Origin of the sequence: Aquimarina aggregata (assembly GCF_001632745.1) — a bacterium.
GTDB lineage: Bacteria > Bacteroidota > Bacteroidia > Flavobacteriales > Flavobacteriaceae > Aquimarina > Aquimarina aggregata.
Window position 1 is genome coordinate 317919 of record NZ_LQRT01000035.1, and the last position, 23803, is coordinate 341721.

22 protein-coding genes are annotated in these 23803 nt (G+C 32.6%); 8 read left to right on the forward strand and 14 right to left on the reverse strand.

Features of this window, described 5'->3' with window-relative positions; translation table 11 throughout:
• Window positions 1–3: 3 nt before the first annotated feature.
• The 12 genes from clpX to AWE51_RS19775 form a co-directional block, all read right to left on the reverse strand.
• Complete coding sequence (gene clpX, locus AWE51_RS19720) at window positions 4–1236, reverse strand: ATP-dependent Clp protease ATP-binding subunit ClpX (protein WP_066317158.1); 1233 nt, start codon at window positions 1234–1236, stop codon at window positions 4–6.
• Between the two features lie 93 nt (window positions 1237–1329).
• Complete coding sequence (gene clpP, locus AWE51_RS19725; protein ID WP_066317160.1) at window positions 1330–2004, reverse strand: ATP-dependent Clp endopeptidase proteolytic subunit ClpP; 675 nt, start codon at window positions 2002–2004, stop codon at window positions 1330–1332.
• A gap of 103 nt (window positions 2005–2107) precedes the next feature.
• Window positions 2108–3430 carry a trigger factor gene (tig, locus tag AWE51_RS19730; protein ID WP_066317162.1) on the reverse strand — a complete coding sequence of 441 codons (1323 nt, stop codon included), beginning with the start codon at window positions 3428–3430 and terminating at the stop codon, window positions 2108–2110.
• A gap of 97 nt (window positions 3431–3527) precedes the next feature.
• Entirely contained in the window at window positions 3528–3875 is a 348-nt protein-coding gene (locus tag AWE51_RS19735; RefSeq protein WP_066317171.1) for a phage holin family protein, read from the reverse strand.
• A 55-nt stretch (window positions 3876–3930) separates the two neighbouring features.
• Window positions 3931–5433, reverse strand: coding sequence for a hypothetical protein (locus AWE51_RS19740; RefSeq protein WP_262482908.1), 1503 nt, complete (start codon window positions 5431–5433; stop codon window positions 3931–3933).
• Window positions 5434–5441: 8 nt separating this feature from the next.
• Window positions 5442–6209 (reverse strand): hypothetical protein, encoded by a 768-nt coding sequence (locus AWE51_RS19745; protein ID WP_157766181.1) that lies wholly within the window; start codon window positions 6207–6209, stop codon window positions 5442–5444.
• Window positions 6210–6231: 22 nt separating this feature from the next.
• Window positions 6232–6885, reverse strand: coding sequence for a hypothetical protein (locus AWE51_RS19750; protein WP_066317185.1), 654 nt, complete (start codon window positions 6883–6885; stop codon window positions 6232–6234).
• Between the two features lie 266 nt (window positions 6886–7151).
• A complete protein-coding gene (locus AWE51_RS19755; RefSeq protein ID WP_232517416.1) occupies window positions 7152–8009 on the reverse strand; it encodes a hypothetical protein in 858 nt (285 codons plus the stop codon).
• 148 nt (window positions 8010–8157) lie between these two features.
• Entirely contained in the window at window positions 8158–9732 is a 1575-nt protein-coding gene (locus tag AWE51_RS19760) for an SGNH/GDSL hydrolase family protein (RefSeq protein ID WP_066317187.1), read from the reverse strand.
• Window positions 9733–9753: 21 nt separating this feature from the next.
• Complete coding sequence (locus tag AWE51_RS19765) at window positions 9754–11004, reverse strand: OmpP1/FadL family transporter (RefSeq protein WP_066317189.1); 1251 nt, start codon at window positions 11002–11004, stop codon at window positions 9754–9756.
• 120 nt (window positions 11005–11124) lie between these two features.
• Window positions 11125–11892, reverse strand: coding sequence for an alpha/beta fold hydrolase (locus AWE51_RS19770; RefSeq protein ID WP_066317190.1), 768 nt, complete (start codon window positions 11890–11892; stop codon window positions 11125–11127).
• Between the two features lie 7 nt (window positions 11893–11899).
• On the reverse strand, window positions 11900–12613 hold the full coding sequence (locus AWE51_RS19775; protein WP_066317810.1) for a pyridoxine 5'-phosphate synthase: 714 nt from the start codon (window positions 12611–12613) through the stop codon (window positions 11900–11902).
• Between the two features lie 119 nt (window positions 12614–12732).
• Here AWE51_RS19775 and AWE51_RS19780 point away from each other — a divergent pair, with 119 nt between their 5' ends.
• From AWE51_RS19780 to murI, 8 genes are all read left to right on the forward strand, one after another.
• Window positions 12733–13389, forward strand: coding sequence for a CBS domain-containing protein (locus tag AWE51_RS19780; protein WP_066317200.1), 657 nt, complete (start codon window positions 12733–12735; stop codon window positions 13387–13389).
• Window positions 13390–13426: 37 nt separating this feature from the next.
• Window positions 13427–14311: an NAD kinase gene (locus AWE51_RS19785; protein ID WP_066317203.1), complete on the forward strand. Its 885-nt coding sequence runs from the start codon at window positions 13427–13429 to the stop codon at window positions 14309–14311.
• A gap of 100 nt (window positions 14312–14411) precedes the next feature.
• Window positions 14412–15092: a type IX secretion system protein PorG gene (porG, locus tag AWE51_RS19790; protein ID WP_066317206.1), complete on the forward strand. Its 681-nt coding sequence runs from the start codon at window positions 14412–14414 to the stop codon at window positions 15090–15092.
• 3 nt (window positions 15093–15095) lie between these two features.
• A complete protein-coding gene (locus AWE51_RS19795; RefSeq protein ID WP_066317207.1) occupies window positions 15096–15833 on the forward strand; it encodes an isoprenyl transferase in 738 nt (245 codons plus the stop codon).
• Window positions 15834–15837: 4 nt separating this feature from the next.
• On the forward strand, window positions 15838–18462 hold the full coding sequence (locus AWE51_RS19800; RefSeq protein WP_082832521.1) for a BamA/OMP85 family outer membrane protein: 2625 nt from the start codon (window positions 15838–15840) through the stop codon (window positions 18460–18462).
• 36 nt (window positions 18463–18498) lie between these two features.
• Complete coding sequence (locus AWE51_RS19805; RefSeq protein ID WP_066317211.1) at window positions 18499–19353, forward strand: OmpH family outer membrane protein; 855 nt, start codon at window positions 18499–18501, stop codon at window positions 19351–19353.
• A gap of 52 nt (window positions 19354–19405) precedes the next feature.
• Window positions 19406–19915, forward strand: a complete 510-nt coding sequence (locus tag AWE51_RS19810; RefSeq protein ID WP_066317214.1) for an OmpH family outer membrane protein — start codon at window positions 19406–19408, stop codon at window positions 19913–19915.
• Between the two features lie 84 nt (window positions 19916–19999).
• Window positions 20000–20791, forward strand: coding sequence for a glutamate racemase (gene murI, locus AWE51_RS19815; RefSeq protein WP_066317217.1), 792 nt, complete (start codon window positions 20000–20002; stop codon window positions 20789–20791).
• Window positions 20792–20795: 4 nt separating this feature from the next.
• On the opposite strand, the gene AWE51_RS19820 is transcribed toward murI, so the two are convergent.
• Together AWE51_RS19820 and AWE51_RS19825 are read right to left on the reverse strand one after the other, a co-directional pair.
• A complete protein-coding gene (locus AWE51_RS19820) occupies window positions 20796–21527 on the reverse strand; it encodes a LytR/AlgR family response regulator transcription factor (RefSeq protein ID WP_066317220.1) in 732 nt (243 codons plus the stop codon).
• Window positions 21528–21548: 21 nt separating this feature from the next.
• Window positions 21549–23762, reverse strand: a complete 2214-nt coding sequence (locus AWE51_RS19825; RefSeq protein ID WP_066317222.1) for a tetratricopeptide repeat-containing sensor histidine kinase — start codon at window positions 23760–23762, stop codon at window positions 21549–21551.
• Window positions 23763–23803 lie beyond the last annotated feature (41 nt).

The following is a 23803-nucleotide window of genomic DNA, read 5'->3' on the forward strand; positions in this document are numbered from 1 at the left end:
AATTTAAGAAACCGCTTTAAGCTTCTTAATGGTCGACTTATTCAATTTCTTTTCTGCATAGTCTTTAGTTACTCTGAAATCGGTTTCTTCGCTTTCTGGTAGCTCGTACATAGCGTCAGTTAAGATAGCCTCACACAATGATCTAAGACCACGAGCACCTAACTTATACTCCATTGCTTTTTCAACGATATATTCTAACGCACCTTCTGTAATTGAGAATGCAATATTATCCATCTCAAACAACTTCTTGTATTGTTTTATTATTGCATTTTTAGGCGCTGTTAGTATAGATCTTAAGGTTTCTGCATCTAAAGGGTTCATATAAGAAAGTACAGGCAATCTACCAATGATTTCAGGTATTAACCCAAAATCTTTTAAATCACTAGGAATAATATATTGTAACAAATTATCCTTCTCTATATTATCTTCACTTTTAGAAGCACTATACCCTACGGCTTGCATGTTTAATCGTTTCTGAATCATTTTTTCGATCCCATCAAACGCCCCACCTGCTATAAAAAGAATATTTTCTGTATTTACTTCTATAAATTTTTGATCTGGATGTTTACGACCACCTTTTGGCGGAACGTTAACTACAGTACCTTCGAGTAATTTTAAAAGCGCCTGCTGCACGCCTTCTCCAGAAACATCTCTTGTAATACTAGGATTATCACTTTTACGAGCAATCTTATCTATCTCATCAATAAATACAATTCCTCTTTGTGCTTTTTCAAGATTATAATCTGCTGCTTGCAATAATCTAGTCAATATACTTTCTACATCTTCTCCAACATATCCTGCTTCGGTAAGCACAGTAGCATCTACAATAGCTAAAGGAACATTAAGCATTTTAGCAATTGTCTTTGCCATTAAGGTTTTACCTGTTCCCGTTTGCCCTACCATGATGATATTACTTTTTTGAATCTCAATATCATCTTCGGATTGGGGTTGCAGTAATCTCTTATAGTGATTATAAACTGCCACCGACATTATCTTCTTGGTAAATTCTTGTCCGATCACATATTCATCAAGAAACTTCTTAATAGCTTTAGGCTTTCGCAACATAAGTTCACTACTCAGCTCTCCAGTCTCTTCATCTTTTGCTTCTTCTACAACAATCCCATGAGCCTGAACAATACATCTATCGCAGATATGGGCATCTAATCCCGCTATTAACAGATTTGTTTCAGGTTTTTTTCTCCCACAAAAAGAGCATTCTAAATCTTCTTTGGCCATAGTTATTTAGTTTCTATTCCAATAAAATTTCATGTTTTATACTTATATAACAATTAGAGGCTCAAAACACCTCTACTTGCAACAAGAAATTTATCATTCTCTAGTTAAAATTTCGTCAATCATTCCATACTCAAGAGCTTTATCAGCTTTCATCCAATAATCTCTATCACTATCTTCGTATACTTTATCATAGGTTTGCCCAGAGTGCTTAGCGATGATATTGTATAATTCTTCTTTAAGGATTAAAATTTCACGCGCTGTGATTTCGATATCACTTGCTTGTCCCTGTGCTCCTCCTAACGGTTGGTGAATCATCACACGACTATGTGGCAATCCCGAACGCTTTCCTTTTTGACCTGCACATAATAAAACTGCTCCCATTGATGCAGCCATTCCGGTACATATTGTCGCGACATCAGGTTTTATAAATTGCATTGTATCATAAATTCCAAGACCTGCGTATACACTTCCTCCAGGAGAGTTAATATAAATCTGAATATCTTTTGTAGCATCTACACTTTCTAAGAACAAAAGTTGCGCCTGAACGATGTTAGCAACCTGATCATTAATTCCTGTTCCTAAAAATATAATACGATCCATCATTAGTCTTGAGAAGACATCAAAAATAGCAATATTCATTTGACGTTCTTCTATAATATTAGGAGTCATACCTGTTGGATACATACTGCTAATTATCTGACCATAGTAATTACTGTTAATACCATGCTCTTTTGTAGCGTATTTTTCGAATTCTTTTCCGTAATCCATATTTCTATTTCTGAAATTTTTATTGATAAAAAAGGGCGATAAACCAAGATCGGTTTAGCGCCCTAAATATAAGTATAAATTCCTTACTAAATAGCAAGATTTATTATTTGTAAACTTCTTTTATAAATTCATCAAAGGTCACCTCTTTGGTTTTCAATTTAGCGTTCTCTTTATAAAAATTAAGTAGTTTTTGACTCATCAATTGCTCAGACATTCTTTTCACTTCATCTTGATTCGATAAAATTCTTGCAGCAATATCTTCTAACTCTTTTTCTTCTGGAGAATTTTGTCCAAATTGAGCCATTTGACCTTTTATTAAATCTTTAGCAAAATCTTTTAATTCTTCAAAAGTAACTTGCAGGTTGTTATCATTTATAATCTTACCTTCTATAAGTTGATAACGTAATCCTTTTTCACTTTTTTCATACTCATCCTTAGCTTCATCTTCAGTTAAAGGTTGTTCACCTGTAGCACGAATCCATTTTTGCAAAAACTCTACTGGTAATTCAAAATTTGTATTCTCTAAAGTGTGTTCAGTAATAGCATTAAGCAATTGTTGATCAGATTGTTGCACAAATTGCTTTTCTGCATCCTCTTTAATCTTAGCTTTTAAATCCGTAACAGATGTAATAACTCCTGGTCCGTATAATTTATCAAACAACTCCTGATCTAAATCTGCAAGTTCTTGTGTATTAATTTCTGAAACAGTAAAAGAAACTTCAATATCTAAATCGTGAGCTTCATCCTGATTAATTTTTAAAGCATTAATCAAATTATGATCATCTGTAAAAAGACCTTTAGTCTTTAGCGTAATAGTATCACCAACTTTTGCTTTTAAGAATTTATCAAGATTCTTTTTACCTTTAATTTTCTCTAATTCGACAGTAGCTGTATTATTAATTTCTTTTTCTTCATTCACAAAAGTTCCTGCAACTAAATCTTCTTTTTCGGCAACATCTTTAGGAACTAGTTTCCCATACTGTTTTTGAATAGTTTTTAGCTGATTTTCGATCATCTCATCATTTGCAACAATCTTATAATGTGTTATTGCTTTCTTACCGCCAAGTTTTACTTCAAACTTAGGAGCTAACCCTAATTCGAATTCAAAAGAATAATTCTCTGTTTCCCAATCGAAATTTTCTTGCTCTTTTGGTAATGGATTTCCTAAAACATCTAACTTTTCTTCCGTAAGATATTTGTTTAGTGCATCTTGTAAAAGCTTATTAACCTCATCTACCAAAACGGCTTTTCCATACTGTTTTTTAACAAGCCCCATAGGAACGTGTCCTTTTCTAAAACCAGGAATGTTTGCGTTTTTACGGTAATCCATTAGGATTTTATCTACTTTCTCGCTATAATCTTCTTTAGCGATATCTACCGTTACCACAGCATTTAAATCGTCTACTTGCTCTTTTGAAATATTCATGATTTACTATCTTTACTACTAAAAATTGGGTTGCAAAAGTAATACTTTTTTACATCACAACAAATTTTTAACTCTCTGAAAAACAGTAAATATTAGATTAACTTTTATCTTTCTTTAAAATAGAATGCAGAATAGATTGAAATATAGACAATAGCACGCTAAAGATTAGTGCCCAAAGCCATCCATTAACTCTAAATCCATCTATAAAATAATCGGCCAATAAAATTATTGCTGCATTAATAACTAAAAGAAACAACCCTAATGTGATTATTGTAGCGGGCAAAGTTAAAAAAACCAATAATGGTTTTACTATAGCATTTAGAATCGCTAACACTACGGCTACAATCAAAGCACTTACATAACTATCAACTCCCACTCCTGGAAGTATTTTTGCCAATACAATTACGGCAACTGCACTTAAAATCAATTTTAAGATAAAATTCATGTCTATATATTTTGATATATTGAAGATAAAAAAAACCTGCCATAAAAAGCAGGTTTTAGTTTATATATTTAGAAACTTTTCTTTTAAACAAAACATATAAAAAAGGACTTACAATCACCAACAAAAATATGATTACCAGAAATGAGCGACACTTATCTACATACTTAGTATAACAGGTCCCCTTGGCAACACTTTGCTTCACAAAAAAAGAAGCAAACTCGACTCTATCTTTACCAATAACCTCCCCGAATTTATTTAAATGTAATGATTCTCCTTTAAAAGAAGCTTTCAAAAGCGGCAATCTTGTTTCGATTGCTCTTAATCTAAGAATATTATTATATTGTCTTTTTCCAAAATAAGATTCTTTAAAAAAACTCTCACTAGATATTAAATAAATGATGTTAGTTTTCCTTGCTTTATTAGCTACAAAAAAAGAAAAGAAACCTTCATAACATATCAAAGGCAGTACTTTCTTATTGTTTATTATTTCATCTTCTGAACCCTCAACAAAAGGATTATATATAATTTTTTCTAAAAATGCTGCTATTTTTTTTGGTAAATACTCTGAATAAGGAACAAGTTTTTTCTTTACTTTTAAATAAGGATCATCACTTGAACTTAAAAACACTCCTCCATTTACCAAACTTCTACTACCCTTATCAAAACCGGTAGCTCCATAAAAAATGTGTTCAATCTCATTTTCTATTAATGAATTATTAAGGTACTTAAAAGTCAAACCTTTATTTAGAACATCCAGTTTAATACCGCGAAAAGTAGTTTCCGGAATTAATACAGCGTGTACAGTATCTATTTTTGCTAATTTTTTCTTCAAATAAAAAGCTAATTCTTGTTTATTCCTCAATAATTCATGAGGAGAGTACTCTGGATTATAAAGTATGTATTTTTTAACTCCTCCTTTATGCTCTAAAGAATTTGAACCCCTTACCAGCAACGATAATAGAATAGGCAAACCTAGAACCAACAAAAACAAGAGAAGATTTTTATACGAAAAATGTTTATTCAAATAAAACAATAGATAAGAAACAACAAGTAACCACAAACTTCCACCTTCAACTCCAATGAACTCATACCATTGAACAAAATAAATTTGATTTGAAAAAACATTCCCCAAAATAACCCACGGAAATGAAATTAAAGATACATTCTCAAAATATTCGAATAACAACCATATTGGAATAAAAAAAATAGGTCTAAAAAAAGTACTTCTATTTTTCAAAACAAGAAAGACTACAAATGGAACCAAGTGAAGCAACAGATTATTTAAAAACCCAAAGAAACCTTGGTCAATCCCAAACATCCAAGATAATGCACCAAAATGCCATGAAGCAACTATTAAAAAAAATCTAAAAAAACTTCTTCTAAAAGAAATATTATCCGTGTCATCTAATAGCTTAAAAACCTCGAACCAAAATAACACAAATAATATCCCAAAATAATTCCAGGATATAAAAGACAAAAAAGATAATATCGCGAAACGAATTATATAACCAATAAAAGGCAGCTTTAAGCTACCTTTTAAATCTATATCCAAAATCACAAGCTATATTATCTAATGATTTGTAAATTCGAAAATGCAGATGTAACTGCAGACACATAAGATGCACCTCCATTTTTAGGAGGAATACCCGCTGCTCTTAATACACTTACAGAAACATAAGCATTAGCTGGAAATCTTTCTAAATCACTAGCTTTCACTAAATAACTACTCTGATTATCCGGCAATACAAATGATTTTATTAACGTTTCTGGATGATTAAAAGCCAATCCAACATTATTTTGATTGATTGGATCATATTTTAAAATCACGGCCACTCCGTTTCTATTATTAGGATCCACATTCCAGGTAATTTTTGTACCCGCTTTTATTTTATCACCAGAAAAATTAACTGTTATTAAATTAGGAATATAAACTGAGGATTTAAATGTTTTTTGCCCTTTGGTTTCTACATAATAAGAAAGTTCTTTGCCAAAAAAATCGTTATCTAAATTTATCGTTTCTTCGACTGCCTTATTTTTACCAAAAATCTTATTGTTATCCAAACCTACAAATCTAATTTTTGTGTCATTTTCTTTGTTCGGAACTCTTGATTTTTGTTCTGAGACCCTTATGTTTTTTCTTAAATCTTGAGTCTCCATACTCACAGCACTTTGAATTAAAACGGAACCGTCTCCTTTTTTTGCAGTTAAAAATTCTGAGAAAAACTTTTCTTCTTCTGTCATCTCTGTTTTATTTGACACTTCTGTAGATTCCTCTTCACAAGAAACAAATAACATAGTAGCAACTACTATTAAACTATAAAAATATATTTTCATTTTACTATTTTTTATGTTTTTTTTATAAACCATTATCAATAAAATCATTTACGGAACTAAAATCATCTGGAATTGCAGATTTATTAGGAGTAAGATCAGTATTACTCTTTTTCTGAAATGAAGGAACCATATCAACTGGTTGAGGCCTTCTCGGATCCCAACCATTAAAATATGTTACTTTATGCTTATAAACAACTCTAGTATTATTAACATTACCAAGTGACTTATTGAAATTTTGAGCTCCAAGCCCATCAATTCTTTCATGATAGGTCACTTCTAAAACGGTATCAAAACCATCCGGAGCTATTTTAATATTTATCAAACCGTTACTATTACCATTTGACGCATCAAACACCCTCTTATATTCCCAATTTGGGCATCTGGGAGTAGTCACTACGATAGTACAGTAATAATTTTGATCCTCTAATATAGTTCCCGCTCCAGGGAAATCTCCGTTTCTTAAATCAGGGGTAGGTACAAAAAATTCAAAACCACTATTCCTGAACGGGTTTTCACCTCCTGGAAAATACAATTGTATTTGCGCATTATCTCCCTCTAGATTTGCACATTGATTGCTTGATAAATTTGGTTCAGATTTACTAGACAAACTGAACATTAAAGCGCAAAGGACAAAAACCCCTAATGCACCAGAAAAAATTTTAATAATTTTTTTCATTGTGTGTAATTTAAATTAAAGTTTTAATAATTAATTACACATTAATGTCATGAAAAAACAAAATGTTACCCCTACATTTTTATTTTTTTTACTGGAGCAGTTAACTTCTCCTGAAATAAAACAATGTGTTTCACTAAAAGCCCCATAAAACAAATTTCTAAAGTCAAGAAAACGACAAGTAGAGACATCTTTCAACGAGTTAACTAACAATTGATTAATTAGAATAGTTTTCACTTTAAAAAGAGATCCTCAACTTTCAGATAAAATTACTTACATAGTAAAATCCTTGAAGAAAATAAATTTGCCTCGGACTCAAAAAAATTATCAAAATAACAACCACCCGGGTTTTCTTCTAACAAATAAAGCCCCCTAAGAAGTGGTCCTTGCAAATCGAAATACATGATATTATTTAATTTACTGAAAAATGTAGAGTGTTCAGATAAATCTGCTAGAGGCTTATTTAAAGCTGAATTAAAAGGGTTATAATCATAATATTGATAAATATGAATAATTTCATGAGCAAACAAATCATATTCGTTTACATAATTCTCATCAACTAAAACAACATTACCATATGTTATACCACGACTATTAATCAGGTCATTAGTAGAAAACACAAATTCTCCAGTTTGCAAAGATCTCTTAAACTCAAATTTATTACCAAACGCCAATGATAATGTTAACCCCAAAGAAACAGGCATTATTTTATATTTTATTTTGAATTTTTCTTTAGCATAAAACTCTACTCTATTAAAACCAATATTAAAATGCCATTGCTCCCAAAAATTTTTATTTAAAGAAGCATTTTCCACTACTGATGTACCTGCAGAGTTTACTATTTTAGCATACCAACTATATTCCCATTTCTCTTTGAGGTAAATCTCTCTGACAAGATTTTTACTCCCATATATTAAAGCCCCACCAATAGCTCCTTGCCAAAAACCTTTTGCAAATACCTTACCTACTTTTTCATTGTCCTTTTTATTAATTATAGCCCCAACTCCTGCAAACACAGAACTGATTCCAACATTATAAAGGATCGCTTCATTTTGATTTAAATGTTGCGCAACTGTGTTTTGCAAGAAAAACAAACAAGAAAAAAGTAATATGACACGTAACTTCATTTGATACATTAGAAATCAAATATAGTATTTTCTAAATGACGTTTAACACTTCTCATATATTATAATTTTACAAAAACAATATCACCAAAAACAAAAAAAACCTGCCATAAAAAGCAGGTTTTAGTTTATATTTAATATGAAGTAATTTCTAGTTTACCTCATTACTTAGTGTAATAGTTCCAAAGTCTGAAGGATCAACAGCAGGCAGATTAACACCATACGTTTCCTTAATTGCTTCTAAAATACCATTTGTTACAATAGCGTGACCTCTTGGTGATGGATGCACTCCATCTAACGAGAATCCTCCTCCTGTAACGAACTGAGAAGTAACCACACCTCCATTAATTGCAATACCACCATCAGCAACTTGAGCTAAATCACTAGCTGCATCATAAAGTGCAAGATTATTTGCTGCTGCCAATCCAGCTATTGTAGCATTAAACGAAGTACGTGCTGTTGAAATAGCATCAAGTTCTCCAGAATCCAAAGCATCTTTATCATCAATAGCACTAATTGCAGCAATTACCATTGCACCCTGTGCTGCGGTTGGCGTTCCTCCTGCTTGTAATATTCCTAAAACTTGCAAAACCTCTGGAGTCAACATAACTGACCCATAACCTTGCGCTAGTGCTCCTCTATCTATAGTAAGCAATAATAATTCTTGCTCGGTCATTTGTCTAAAACCTAATGGATTTGTAGGAGTAACTTCTGTTTTAATTAAAAAACGATTTGCACCAGCACTAAATGTAATAGCATATTGAGATGCAAGTGCCTGTGCTTGTGCAAGGGGCACTCCAGTACCTGCAACTTGTGCAGTAACTATACCTGTAACTGCTTGAAAAAAGCCAGTCAAACTAGCAGCTGTAGCCGCATCAAGAACTAAAGCATTATTAGGTACAGTAGTAAAAAATGGTATTGAAGTAACATCAGGCAAATTTAACAGTACCCCTTTTGTTCCACCAGCAGCAAGTTTAGTTACTAGTTCATTATAAGCACCAGCAAACACCATATTATTTGTAATATCATCCCCCGAATATGTTCCGGCCATAAGATTACCTGTTACATTATGATCCTTACCAATTCCTCCAGAAGTAGCATATCCTAAAATATCATTATTACCAATCCATAAACTAAAAAAAGTAGGGTTTTGTGCTACGGCGTCATCTATAATAGCCGCAGTTGGTGAAGAAGCAAATCGAACAAAATACGGATTTGCCTGACCTGTTGCCAAACCGGCAATATTTCCATATCCTGCAGCTGCAGAGACCAAATGATACACTCGCGCACCAGGAACCCCCATATTATTAAAAGGACCGGTTAAAACATTAGCAACACTCGTTGTCGGTGCTGCACCCGCAAATGGTTTAGGCCCAGGGTTACCCATTGCATCAAATGCTAATACTAATCTATTTGATAAAGGATCTGTACCAGGAATCAAAAGACCACCAGTATTATCATCCATTAATGGCTGTGTAAAATCACCCCCACCAGCAAAAGCAAATTGTTTTGATAAGATATTTGGGTATGAATTCTCTTGCCCCGTTATATATAATGCCCCATCTGCAAAACCAGCAGTAAGTGAATTACCAAGTGCTACATAAGTACTAAAATCAGCCTCGCCGCTTGAATACGTTCCTGCATCTTCGATTGGATTATCAAACTCTGGCTCACAAGCAACTAGACCTAATGCTAAAATTGCTAAATATTTTATATTGTTTTTCATCATCTTCAATGTTTTGTTGTATTATAATTTATACGTTAGACCAAGTCCTGGAGCAAATGCGCCAGATTTGTATGTTCCTCCAAAAGATTCTGTACCACCTGTAGAGTTCGTTCCAAAATCATATGAAGCATCAATTTCTTCAAATCTTAAATAAAAGAAAGAAGCATCGATTGCTAACTTGGATGTTACAGCAAAGCTTAAACCACCAGAGAATCCATCAGAACTATTTCGAGGAGTTTCTGGAGCAAAGAATCCTGGTTGCACAGGTGTCTCATCTCTATAATACCCTGCTCTAAGTGCGATTTTTTCTGTTGCTTGATACTGTAATCCAAAACGGTATACTGAAGAATTTTTATAGTTACGTGGGTTTATTGACGGAGGTGCTCCGTTTTCAAAAGTAAGATCTAAAGATTCATAAACACCCCAGAATTGTCTGTTATAATCAAATGCGAATAACCATTTCTCATATTCATAAGATAATCCAACGGTTAATTCTGCAGGCAATGGCAATTCTGCTTTAAATCCTGTAGCTCCATTTGGTGGAACACCAGGTGAATTTGGGAAGTTTGCAAAAATAGCTTCACCATCTTCAGATTCTATAGTAATCTCACTTCGATAGTTGAACCCAAGTCTTAAATTGTCATTAAAATTAAACATTGCTCCTACTGTCCATCCCCAATTAGATACTCCAGAATCATCAACAGTAATGTTTGAACGATTACCATCTAAGTCTGTTGTAGTCCTATTGGCATTTCTATTAAAGTTAACAGAACCAGAAGCATAAATTGGACCACCACCAATACTTAAGAATTCTGAAAGCTTAAATGAAACTGTAGGCTGAATAAAAATTGCAGATAAATCTATATTATTTACCAAGTGAGACCCTGCCCAATCAGTTGGCCAAGTTACTTCACTACCATAAGGCGTATACACCCCTAAACCAACAGACATCCAGTCATTAAGTTTATAAGAGACATATAAATTAATAGGTGTTCCTACAGAATTATCAGTTTCGGCAGAAGCTCCAAGTTCTTCATTTTGAAAGATAACATCAGAAAAAATTGCACTCGCTCCAACACTAACATTCAATTTGTTTTCTAAATATACTAGACCTGCAGGGTTAAAGAATACAAGTTCTGCACTATTTACTACAGCTACTCCTGTGTGCCCCATGGCCATAGCCCTCTGTCCTTGCACACTAACTCTATATCCACCGGCATAGGTAACCGCAGTCACCGAAACGAATAGAACTAACAATAAAAGTTTTCTCATAATTTAGTAGAATTGTTTTTGTTTTTTAGGATTTTGAAAAATTGATTTTCCAAATTTAACAGAAAATACCAATTATCCAACGAAATCATCAAAATATTATGCATACATAGTATTTTTTATCTATTTTTTGATAAATTCTAATACTTGTACTAAAAAATCTGTTGGATTTTCTGCATGCAACCAATGACCCGCAGCAGAAATTTCCTTAAATATGGCATTCGGAAATTGTTGTTTGATTCTTTCTTTATCGTTTTCAAGGATATAATTAGATTTTTCTCCTTTTAAAAAAAGAACTTCTCTAAGATACGAGAATTTTTCTGGAAGTTCAACACCTATTTGGGATGCATTTTCAATTAATGACTTTAAATTTATACGTAATCCCAATTGCCCCTTATCTTTCCAATATAAATTCTTCAATAAAAACATTCTAACTCCAATATCTTTTACATAAAGACTTAACTCTTGATCTACTTTTTGTCTGGTATTCAAGATTTCGAAATCTAAAGAGCTTAGTCCATCTAAAATATCTTGATGATGTAGCGGATAATATTTAGGTCCGATATCAGCTACAATAAGTTTAGCTACAAGGTGGGCATTTTGCGCAGCAAACAACATGGCAGTCTTCCCTCCCATAGAGTGCCCCAGAAGTACAATATTTTCTAAATTATTATCATTGCAATACGCCAATACATCTTCTGCCATATATGCATAACTAAAATCACTACTGTGTGGACTTCTGCCATGGTTACGCTGATCTACTAAATGCACCTGAAACCCTTGCTCTGAAATTTTTTTTCCTAGTGTTTTCCAGTTATCACCCATCCCTAAAAAACCATGAAGAATAACAAAAGGTTGTCCTTCACCAAAAACATTAGCATATAACTTCATGTATACTTTATTTAAGTCTATGTAAATACATATTTACCACATTCTCTAACCCCAAATAAATAGATTCACTAATTAAAGCGTGCCCTATTGAAACTTCAAGAAGTCCTGAGATATTATCTCTAAAAAATTTAATATTATCCAATGATAAGTCATGTCCCGCATTAACACCTAACCCAAGATCTATTGCTAATTGAGCACTATCTGAATAAGGGATAATTGCCTTTTCATTACCTTTTGTATATTCTGAAGCAAATTCTTCAGTATACAACTCAATCCTATCCGCATTTGTTTCTGCAGCTCCTTCAATCATATCTTTTACCGGATCAATAAAAATAGAAGTTCGAATTCCATTTTGCTTAAATTCGGAAATTACTTCTTGTAAAAAACTTTTATGTTTTTTTGTATCCCAACCTGCATTACTAGTGATCGCATCCTCAGCATCGGGCACCAAAGTTACTTGAGTTGGTTTTACTGCCAACACTAAGTCTACAAATTTAGGCACTGGATTTCCCTCAATATTATATTCTGTATATACTACTGGTTTTAAATCATACGCATCTTGATACCTTATATGTCTTTCATCAGGTCTAGGATGTATCGTAATTCCTTCTCCTCCAAAACTCTGAATATCCTTGGCCACTTGCAGCAAATTAGGAGTATTTCCTCCTCTTGAATTTCGCAGCGTTGCAATTTTATTTACGTTAACACTTAACTTTGTCATGGTTTTTGATGTCTTTAATAATGACCTTGTTTTTTTAATAAAAAGCAAAAATACGAACTTGAGAATGCCTTGTTTGTATAATTTTTGATTATTTTGCATAATATAGCCCCTATAAAAATATGAAGACGAATTTGTACATTGTTAACGAAATAAAACCATTAGACATCACCGTCAAAGTTACTGATGCCCAACTCATGTTTAATGAACTTACCTATACGCATTTTCCAGTTATAAAAGATAAAATATATCTTGGTTGTATATCTGAAACAGACATAAGATGTTTTGAGACCAACAAGTCATTACAATCGTATCAATATGCTCTTGAAGGTTTTTTTGTAAGAAAAAACAGCAATTGGCTTGATATACTTGAAGCTTTTGCTCAAAATAATTCTAACATTATGCCTGTCCTAGACGATAATAATCAGTATTTAGGTTTTTGTGAGCTTGGAGACATTATGAACCTATTTAATGAAACTCCTTTTCTAAGTGAGCCTGGAAATATTTTGATTGTTGAAAAAGGTATTTTAGACTATTCTTTTAGTGAAATTGCTCAAATTGTCGAATCTAATAATGCAAAAGTATTAGGGCTATTTATTTCAAACATGGAAAACGATGTAGCACAAATTACAATGAAAATTAGTGATAGTGACATCAATAATATAGTACAGACTTTTAGAAGATATAGTTATAATATTGTTTCAAAACATCATGAAGATAGCTTTTTAACGAATCTTAAAGAAAGATCTCAGTATCTTGAAAAATACTTAAATATTTAAGTTATTTACAAAACTAACTAACACAAATCAAACACATATGAAGATCGGTATATACGGCCAGTTCTATCATAAAAATTCTGGAGTATACATCCAGCAACTTCTAGAAACTTTAGACGAAAACAATGTTGAAGTAGTTATTGAAAAGAATTTTTTGGAACTTATCAATCTTCACGATGATATTGACAAAAGTTATTCTCACTTTAGCACTTTTGAAGAATTAGACACATCTTATGATTTATTTTTTAGTATTGGCGGAGACGGAACAATATTAAAAACAATTACTTATGTAAGAGACTTAGGCATACCCATTGCCGGAATAAATACAGGAAGACTTGGTTTTTTAGCAACAATTCAAAAAGAGGAAATAAATGACAGTATAGAATTAATACTGAATAAAAAGTTTTACACCTCTCCTCGTAGTTTGGTTACTATTGAAACCTTACCAATCAATGAAGAATTTGGAGTATTGAATTTTGCCATGAATGAAATCGCAGTAAGCAGAAGAAATACTACATCCATGATAACAGTACACACTAGTCTTAACAATGAATTTTTAAATTCATATTGGGCAGATGGATTGATTGTTTCTACACCCACTGGCTCTACAGGTTACTCTTTAAGTTGTGGTGGCCCAGTAATGATGCCCGATGCAGAATGTATGGTTCTTACCCCAATAGCGCCACATAATCTTAATGCACGCCCTTTAGTTATACCAGATAACCAAGAGATAAAATTACAAATTTCGGGAAGAGAAGACACATATTTGGTATCGCTAGATTCAAGAATTCATACACTTCCAAATGAAACTACAGTAATTATAAAAAAAGCTCCATTCAAAATTAATATGGTGGTTTTAGAAGACAATAGTTTCCTAAAAACTTTACGTAAAAAGATGCTTTGGGGAGAAGATAAACGCAATTAAACAATAAAATCATATAAAAAGTGTTTTTTAGTTCATACTATTTTACTCAAATTCTTGTGTACTAAAGTTAATTGTTATATTTGCAAACTTTTGAAAATCTATGAGATACTTAACATCATTTATATTTGTTCTGTTTTTTATACAAACTATGACATCGCAAACCTACGAAGTAGGCTTGATGGTTGGAGGAGCTAATTACATAGGCGATGTTGGATCTACCTACTATATCGCACCTAGCGATATCGCTTTTGGCGCCATTGGAAAATGGAATAGAAGTAAGCGTCATGCATTTAGAGCTTCTTTTTTATATGCCAAAATTAGTGGTGATGACAGTAAGGGAGATGACAGAAGGAAACAAAGAGGACTCAGTTTTGATAATTCTGTAAAAGAATTATCAGTGGGTATGGAATTTAATTTCTGGGATTGGTTTCTTTATGATGGCCAACCCCAAATTACTCCGTATCTTTATACTGGTATTACTGCTTTTAACTATAACTCTTTAGCTTTAGACACTAATAATCAAATTAATGCCGTAAGTGACAAATGGAGTTTTGCAATTCCGATGGTTTTAGGAATCAAAAAAACTTTAGGAAGAGACTTAGTCATTGGAGCAGAAATAGGAGCAAGATATACGTTTACGGATAATCTTGACGGTAGTGATCCTAGTGACAGTAGATTTGGAGATGGATTTGGTAACTTAAATAACAATGACTGGTATATGTTTACCGGGTTTACACTATCGTATACCTGGGGGAGAATACCCTGTTATTGTTCTTTCTAAAAAATGGTAGATAAAAAACAATTAAACTCTAATATCCCAGAGCACGTTGCCATAATTATGGATGGTAACGGACGATGGGCCAAAAAGAAAGGCTTTTTTAGAGCTGTTGGCCATGAAAATGGAACCAAAGCTGTAAGAGAAGCAGTAGAAAGTAGTGCAGAAATAGGTGTAAAATACCTGACATTGTATGCATTTTCTACCGAGAATTGGAATAGACCAAAACTCGAAGTAGAAACGCTCATGAAACTTCTAGTGAGCTCGCTTAAAAAAGAAATTAAAACTCTTCAGAAAAATAATATTAGGCTAAACGCAATAGGAAACTTACAATCTTTGCCCGAAAAAGCCCGAATTGAACTCCTTGAAGTCATAGAAAAAACCAAATCTAACGACCAAATGACGCTTACTCTTGCATTAAGTTATGGAAGTCGAGAGGAGCTAATAAAAACTATTGAAGAAATAAGTATTAAAGTTAAAAATGGTGTAATTTCGCCACATCTCATAAATGAATCAGTCATTAATGAGCATTTGTACACTAAAAACCTTCCAGATGTGGATTTATTAATACGTACAAGTGGAGAACAACGTATTAGTAATTTCCTATTATGGCAGATTGCTTATGCAGAATTATATTTTACAGAAATTTTATGGCCGGATTTTAAAAGAGCAGATTTATTCGAAGCCGTATTAAATTATCAAAAAAGAGAAAGAAGATTTGGAAAAACTAGTGAGCAGCTCAGTTAAAGAAATGATAAAAAAATTACCTATTACGTATATTACGTTACTCGCCTTATTAATAATTTCACCCTCAGTTTTAGCACAAAATGTACCAAGTGCCAATGGGAAAGAATATATTATCGGAGAAATAAAAGTTACAGGAATAACCAGTTATAATGAAAAAACTGTTATCACCTTTACCGGCTTAAGAAAAGGCGAACGTATTTTTTTACCAGGAGATAAAATAAGTAAAGTCATCAAGAAACTTTGGGATCTTGAGTTATTTAGTGACATCAATTTTTATATTTCAAATATTGAAGGAGAAGTAGCCGACTTAGAAATCAATATCAAAGAAGTTCCTGAATTAAAAGAAGCCCGAGTTGAAGGAATAAAAAAATCTAAGGCAGCAGAGTTAATTAAAGACAATGGACTTACTAAAGGTGCCAAAGTCACCGAAAACTTACTTACTACTACACGTAATTTTATTACCAACAAGTACAGAAAAGAAGGTTTTCTTAACACAAAAGTAGTCATCAATACTACCGCTGTAAAAGATACCGTTGCTAGCAATAAAGTGAACATGCTTGTTAGAATAGACCGCGGAGATCGAGTAAAAGTCGATCATATTAATATTGAAGGAAACGAAAAGCTATCCGACAATGCAGTACGAGGTGCTATGAAAAATACGAAACAAAAAAAATGGTACCGTTTCTGGAAAAGATCTAAATACATAAAAACTGATTATCAAGAAGATAAAGATAATATCGTTTCAAAATATAAAGAAAAAGGGTATCGAGATGCCCGTGTTACTTCAGACTCTTTAATAGTCGAGGACGATAGCAGCATTACTCTTAACATTAACGTAGAAGAAGGTAATCGTTACTATTTCGGAGATATAAATTTCTTAGGAAACAGCGTTTATACAGACAGACAATTAGCTAGACAATTAGTAATTAAAAAAGGAGATGTATACAATGGTGTCTTACTTGAAAAACAGATAGCAGATAACACAAAACCTGATGCAAATGATCTAACTAACTTATATCAAAATAATGGTTATTTATTTTCTAGTATCGATGCTGTAGAAACAAGAGTTTATAACGATACTATTGATTTTGAAGTAAGAATACGTGAAGGAAAACTAACTCACTTTGATCATATTACCATTACTGGAAATGATAAAACAAATGATCATGTAGTTTATAGAATTTTAAGAACAAAACCTGGTCAGGTATACAGTAAAGATCTTGTTGTAAGAACAGTTCGTGAAATCGGACAATTAGGATTTTTTGATCCTGAACAATTAGAACCACAATTTAAAAATGCGAATCCGCAAGCAGGAACTATTGACATAGAATTTCCTGTTGTAGAAAAAGGATCAAGTCAAATAGAACTTCAAGGTGGTTTTGGAGGCGGTGGCTTTATAGGTACGTTAGGTCTGGCTTTTAACAATTTCTCTATAAAAAACCTATTAAATAGAAAAGCATACACTCCCCTACCTATGGGAGATGGTCAAACTATGAGATTAAGAGCTCAAGCAAGTCGATTTTTTCAGACTTATAGTCTTTCTTTTATAGAGCCTTGGTTAGGAGGAAAAAGACCATATCAACTTTCTACTTCATTCTCACATACCATCCAGTTTCTATTTGATCAAAGAAATAGAGATGTTAATAGAGATAGTAAATTTTTAATTACAGGAGGATCTATTGGTATTGCAAAAAGATTAAACTGGCCTGATAACTATTTCACATTATCACAATCCTTAAGTATTAGACATTATAATTTAAAAAACTATAATACTCGTTTATTTACTTTTGGTAACGGATCTTCAAATGATATTGCTTATACAATAGGGCTAAGTAGAAATAACACTACCGTTAACCCTATTTTCCCTGTAGGTGGATCTCAATTTAATATTGTGGCTAAACTATCATTACCTTATTCTCTTTTTGACGGAAAGGATTATGGAGAATTAGCCGACCGTAGAGCAACCCTAGAAGACGAAATAAACGATCCTAGCACAAATCCTATTATACGTCAGGAAAAAAGTGCAGAAATAGGTGAAATTGATCAGGAACGTTTCAAATGGTTAGAGTACTACAAACTTAAGTTTGACGCCGCGTGGTATACTAGTTTGGTTAATATTGGAAACAAACCATTGGTATTAAAAAGTAGTGCTGAGTATGGTTTCTTAGGAGCATATAACAACGAGAGAGGTAATATTCCATTCGAAAGATTTTTCTTAGGAGGAGACGGATTAGGAGCGACTAGTCTAGATGGAAGAGAAGTAATCGCACTTAGAGGATATGAAAATCAATCCCTTATACCATTAAGTAGACCAAATAATCAAGAATTTGATGGAGATGGTGCAACAATTTATAATAAATATTCGTTAGAACTTCGTTATCCTATTACACTAAAACCTGCTGCATCAATTTATATGCTAGGGTTTTTAGAAGGTGGTGCTTCTTATGATAGTTTTAAAGGCTTTAATCCTTTTCAATTAAATCGTTCTGCTGGAGCAGGAATACGTATCTTTATGCCTGCTTTTGGACTATTAGGTATAGATTTCGGTTATGGGTTTGATCCAATTCCTGGAAGGGGCAATAGCCCTAATGGTTGGGAGACTCACTTTATTATAGGACAACAGTTTTAAGTTTTGGCACGATTATTTCTATAAACACACAAAGTTATGAAAACAAAGGTTCTTTTACTATTAGCAACTTTCGGTTGGTTATCGCTTACGCAATCATTAAATGCTCAGAAAGGAATTAGAATTGGCTACATCGATATGGATTATATTCTTGAAAATGTAGCAGATTACAATGAAGCTTCATCTGATCTCGAAACAAAAGTCCAAAAATGGAAGGTGGAGATTGAAGCAGAATTAAAAAATGTAGAAGAAATGCGAAAGGACCTAAATAATGAAAGGGTCTTATTAACAAAAGAATTAATTGAAGAAAGAGAAGAAGATATTTTTTTTAAAGAAAAAGAGATTTTAGAATATCAACAAAAAAGATTCGGACCTAATGGAGATCTGTTTATTCAGAAAAAAAGATTAGTTCAACCTGTACAAGATCAAGTTTTTGTTGCTATACAAGAAATTGCAAAGAACAAAAAATACGATTTTGTTTTTGATAAATCATCAGATCTTGTAATGCTATACTCTGCTGATCGATATGATATCAGTGATCAGGTTTTATTAAGATTAAATAGAGCTTCTAAAAGAAAGCAACTTAATACCAAAAAAGAAAAGAAAAATCTTGAGAGAGCAGAAGAAAGAAATGTCGAACAAGAAAAAGAAGTAAGCGATAGAGAACGAGCAATAAAACAAAAGCAATCGCAAAGAGAAGAACTTTTAGCAAAACGTAAAGCCGAAAGAGATTCTTTAAGAGCGGCTAAGAAAAAAGAATTTGAGGCTAGAAGAGCACAGTTATTAGAATTGCAGAAAAGAAAAAAAGATTCTATTAATGCACTAAAAAATGAAAAGAATAAATTAAAAGAAGATGAGGCTCCATCAGGTTCTGAGGATGGAGGAAACGAATAACAAGTCAGAACATTAATTTTTAAATTTAAACACCTTTAATATTTACTTACAAATGAAACAATTTAAGACATTATTAATAGCTTTTACATTAATCATAGGGACATCAGGTTTTGTAAACGCTCAATCTAAAGTAGCTCACATTGCATCACAAGCACTTGTAGAATCTATGCCTGCTTTTAAAGCTGCTAAGAGTGAAATTGAAAAACTAAACAAAACTTATGATGCTGAAATCAGAAATATGGTTTTAGAGTTGCAAAACACTATTAAAAAATACTCTGCAGAAGCTGAAACTAAAACTGACGAAGAAAATCTAAAAAGACAGCAAGAAATTCAGGCTACAGAAAAAAGCATCAACGATTACAGACAAAATGCACTTAAAGATCTTCAGAAAAAAGAGATTGAGTTAATGAAACCAATCTATGAAAAAGCACGTACTTCTATTCAAAAAGTAGCACGAGCACAAGGATTTCAATATGTATTAGATTCTACTACAGGAACTGGAGTAATCATGGCCGATGGTAAAGACCTAACGGCTGATGTAAAAAAGGATTTAGGTATCTAAAACCTTTACTTTCAACAAAAAATAAAAAAACAGTAAGACGCTTCTTACTGTTTTTTTATTTTTGGCACAAACTATATTTCAATCATGCAAAATCACCCTATCGGCATATTCGATTCTGGAGTTGGAGGCACCTCTATTTGGACAGAAATTACAAGAGTGTTGCCTAATGAAAATACCATATATCTGGCTGATAGTAAATACGCTCCTTATGGTAGACGAAGTAAAGATGAAATTATTAAATTAAGTATTAAAAACACAGAAAAGTTACTATCACTTAATTGTAAAATTATTGTTGTTGCCTGCAATACGGCTACTACAAATGCTATAAAAGAACTTCGATCCACATATCAGATTCCGTTTATTGGCATAGAACCAGCCATAAAACCTGCCGCGTTAAATTCTAAAACAAAAAAAATAGGAGTACTCGCCACAAAAGGAACATTATCAAGTGAATTATTTGCTAAAACATCTGATTTGTATACTCAAAATATAGAAGTAATCGATGTCATTGGAACAGGATTGGTAGAGTTAATAGAAGAAGGAAAAATTAAAACCAAAGAAATGTATACGTTACTATATTCGTATATCAAACCAATGATCGATAAAAATATTGATTATTTGGTTCTAGGTTGTAGTCATTACCCTTATCTTATTCCTATTCTAAAACAAATGCTACCTCAACAAGTTAAGATTATTGATTCTGGAGAAGCTGTTGCCAAGCAGACTAAAAGTATTCTACAATCAAATAATTTATTAACGTTAAATACAGATCCAGGAGCTCATATCCTGCATACAAATGGCAGTATTGAGACGCTAAAAAGTATAGTGCAAACTAATCCTGAAATAAACTATGACATTAGCACTTTAGTATTCTAAATTACTATTTAAAGTAATCTAAGAGCACCCCTTTTTTAGAAGAAGACACTGCTAATTCTTTTCCTGAAGAAAGGACAATACTCCCCCCCTTTCCTTTTCTATACCTTGTAATTTTACTAACATTAACCAGAAAGCTTTTGTGCGTTCGAACAAAACCTTCAGTGCTTAAAGAATCTTCAAAATACTTTAATGTTTTACTCACTAATTTTTGCCCTTGATCAAGATAGATTTTAGTATAATTATCATCTGCCTGACAATATAAAATATCAGAGATTTTTAACACCTCAAATCCGTCTTGTTGTGGTATCGTAATCTTGCCCTCTGCCGTAGTTACTTTTGGTATCAAAACTGCATCTTGAAGTTCTTTTTCTCTTTGTCTTATATGACTTACATGGTCCACAGCCTTAATTAGATTATCTATTGCAATGGGTTTCAACAAATAATAAGTGGCCTGTGCATTTAATGCATCTACTGCATAATGATCATAGGCCGTTACAAAAACGATTTCAAAAGAACGATCTGGTACTTGCTCTAATAAATCAAATGCATTTCCGTATGGCATCTCAACATCAAGAAATAACACATCTGGTGTATGTTGCGCGAGTAATGTAATAGTCTCCTGTACACTCGCTGCCTCGCCAAGAACAGTTACTGATGGACAATATTTTCCTAAATAGTTTCGAATAATAGCTCTGCTATTTGCTTCATCATCTACTACGATTGCTGTTAAGTTCATGAATATATATTTTCAATATTTTTAAATTTCTTTTTTGAGAATTAACTTCACTTGCGTTCCTTCTGCATTGTTTTCTGGGTCTGACACAAGAACGTCAACCTTGTCTTTATACATTTTATTAAGGATAGCGATTCGCTTTTTGATATTCCCCATTCCTTTAGATTTTTGTCTTTTTTGATTTGATGTTTTCAATTCTTTAGATTTTTTACGTCCAATTCCATCATCGACAATAGTAATTTCGATACTGTCCGAGTTTATTTCTTGAAATTTTATAGATAACATGCCCTTCTCTGTTTTATAACGTAACCCATGCCATACAGCATTTTCTACATAGGGTTGTAGTAACATCGGCGGAATCATATACTGATCTATATTAATCTCAGGATCTACATCAATTGTATAATCGAACTTATCTTGAAATCTAAAGTGTTCTAACTGCACGTATACTTGCAGCAGTTCTATTTCTTTTTCTAAGGGTATAAAATCTTCTTCACTATTTTCTAATACTGATCGCATCAAAATTGAGAAATCGGTTAAATATCGATTAGCTGTTCTTTCATCACTTGTTGCTATAAATGTATTTACAGAATTTAACGCATTAAAAATGAAATGTGGATTCATTTGAGAACGCAATGACTTAAGTGCTAAAAGATTATTTGCATATCGTTGCTGTTTCATATTGCGATACATCAAATATGCCGCAAGTAATAGTAAAACAGTCAAACCAATCAAAAAATAAATAATGATTTGCTGTCTTAGGCTTTGTTGATTTACCAACTCCTGAGAAGCAAATGCCAATTTATATCTTGTTTCATTTAATTCTCTATCCTTCTCTAACGTTGTGATTCTATTTGCGCGTTGGGCTAATTCTCTACTAAAACGAGCTGCTTGTGAGATTTGTTGGTCTTTTTGAACATACAGCTTATCGATAATCACTTCGTATTCTTTAAAAGCGTCAGAAGCCTTTTCTAATTCTCCTTTTTCTCTATACACCTCTCCTAACTTTCGAGTTGCATCTTTTTGAACAATTAAATCATTTTTAGAAGCTGCTTCTTTTATACTCTCATCAAGATACGTGATTGCTTCATCATACTTCTCTTGAGCAGCAAAAGCATTTGCTATTTTATAATTTTGTACCTGTGGGGTTAATGCATTATCATCATCTAATGGTTGCACAGAATCTTTTACAACTTTAATATCTTTTATATCTTCTAGTGCTTCTTTTCGTAATTGTATTTCTTTATCATAGCTACTACTTTTATTATAAAAATCTGCTGCGACACTACGTTGTCGTGCCGATGTTTTTTTATCTTTTTGTTGTGCAAGCTGCACAGAATTATCTAAATATTCTTCGGCATCTATAATATTTCCTTGTTGTTGTAATAAGCCCGCAAGCTTAGAGTTTAACCCTATGACTTTAGTATCATTTTTTTTACGCTGACTTAATGCTAGTGCTTTATTATAACTTGTGATAGCTTCTATAGTATTTTGTAAACCAACATAGCTATCTCCTATCCCTTCATACACTAAAATTTTCTGGTTACTCGAAAGTCGTGATTTCAATAATTCTTTAAAAGTATTTAGAGCCGCCTGGTAATTTTTACTTTCAAGTTGCGCGCTTGCCAATTTAATTTTTACATCAGTATTATATTTATTTTTTAAACTAATTAGATAATTACTCTCAGCAAGATCTGGTTGTTTCCAAAAATTATAGATATCTGCAAGAGTTTCAAAAAGTTCTGCTTTTTTACTTGCTCCAGCGGGGTCATCATCTCTTATAGTTTCTAATGCATTTGTGATATACCCAATACTGGTTGATGCATCTTTTTTTAGCTCTTTTTTTGCGGCATTTAAATTGTCTCTATAGGTTACTTCTCTTTTTTGCTTAGAGATTGATTTTGATTTTGATTGTATAGGATTATCTTTTACCTCGATATCTATTCGTTGCCCATCTTTAATAGTATATCGTACAGTAGCAAAATCATCATGACTTATAACTAGTTCATCTCCAACTTTTGCTTCTATTCTAAAATCACCAAAAACATCTGTTTTAACAGTTCCTTTTCCTAGTATTGTGACCTCAACATCTTTAATTCCTTTTCGAGTACTTTGTTCTTTTACAGAACCCTTAATACTCATTGACTTTGATGTTGTCCTACTTCGTGTATCTTCTTGCCCTAAAACCAATGCAGGTAGTAGCCAAAGACAAATCATCATCAAGCTTATCTTCTTCATCCTATTCTTATTTGAATAGGATAAACTTAATCCATTTAAAT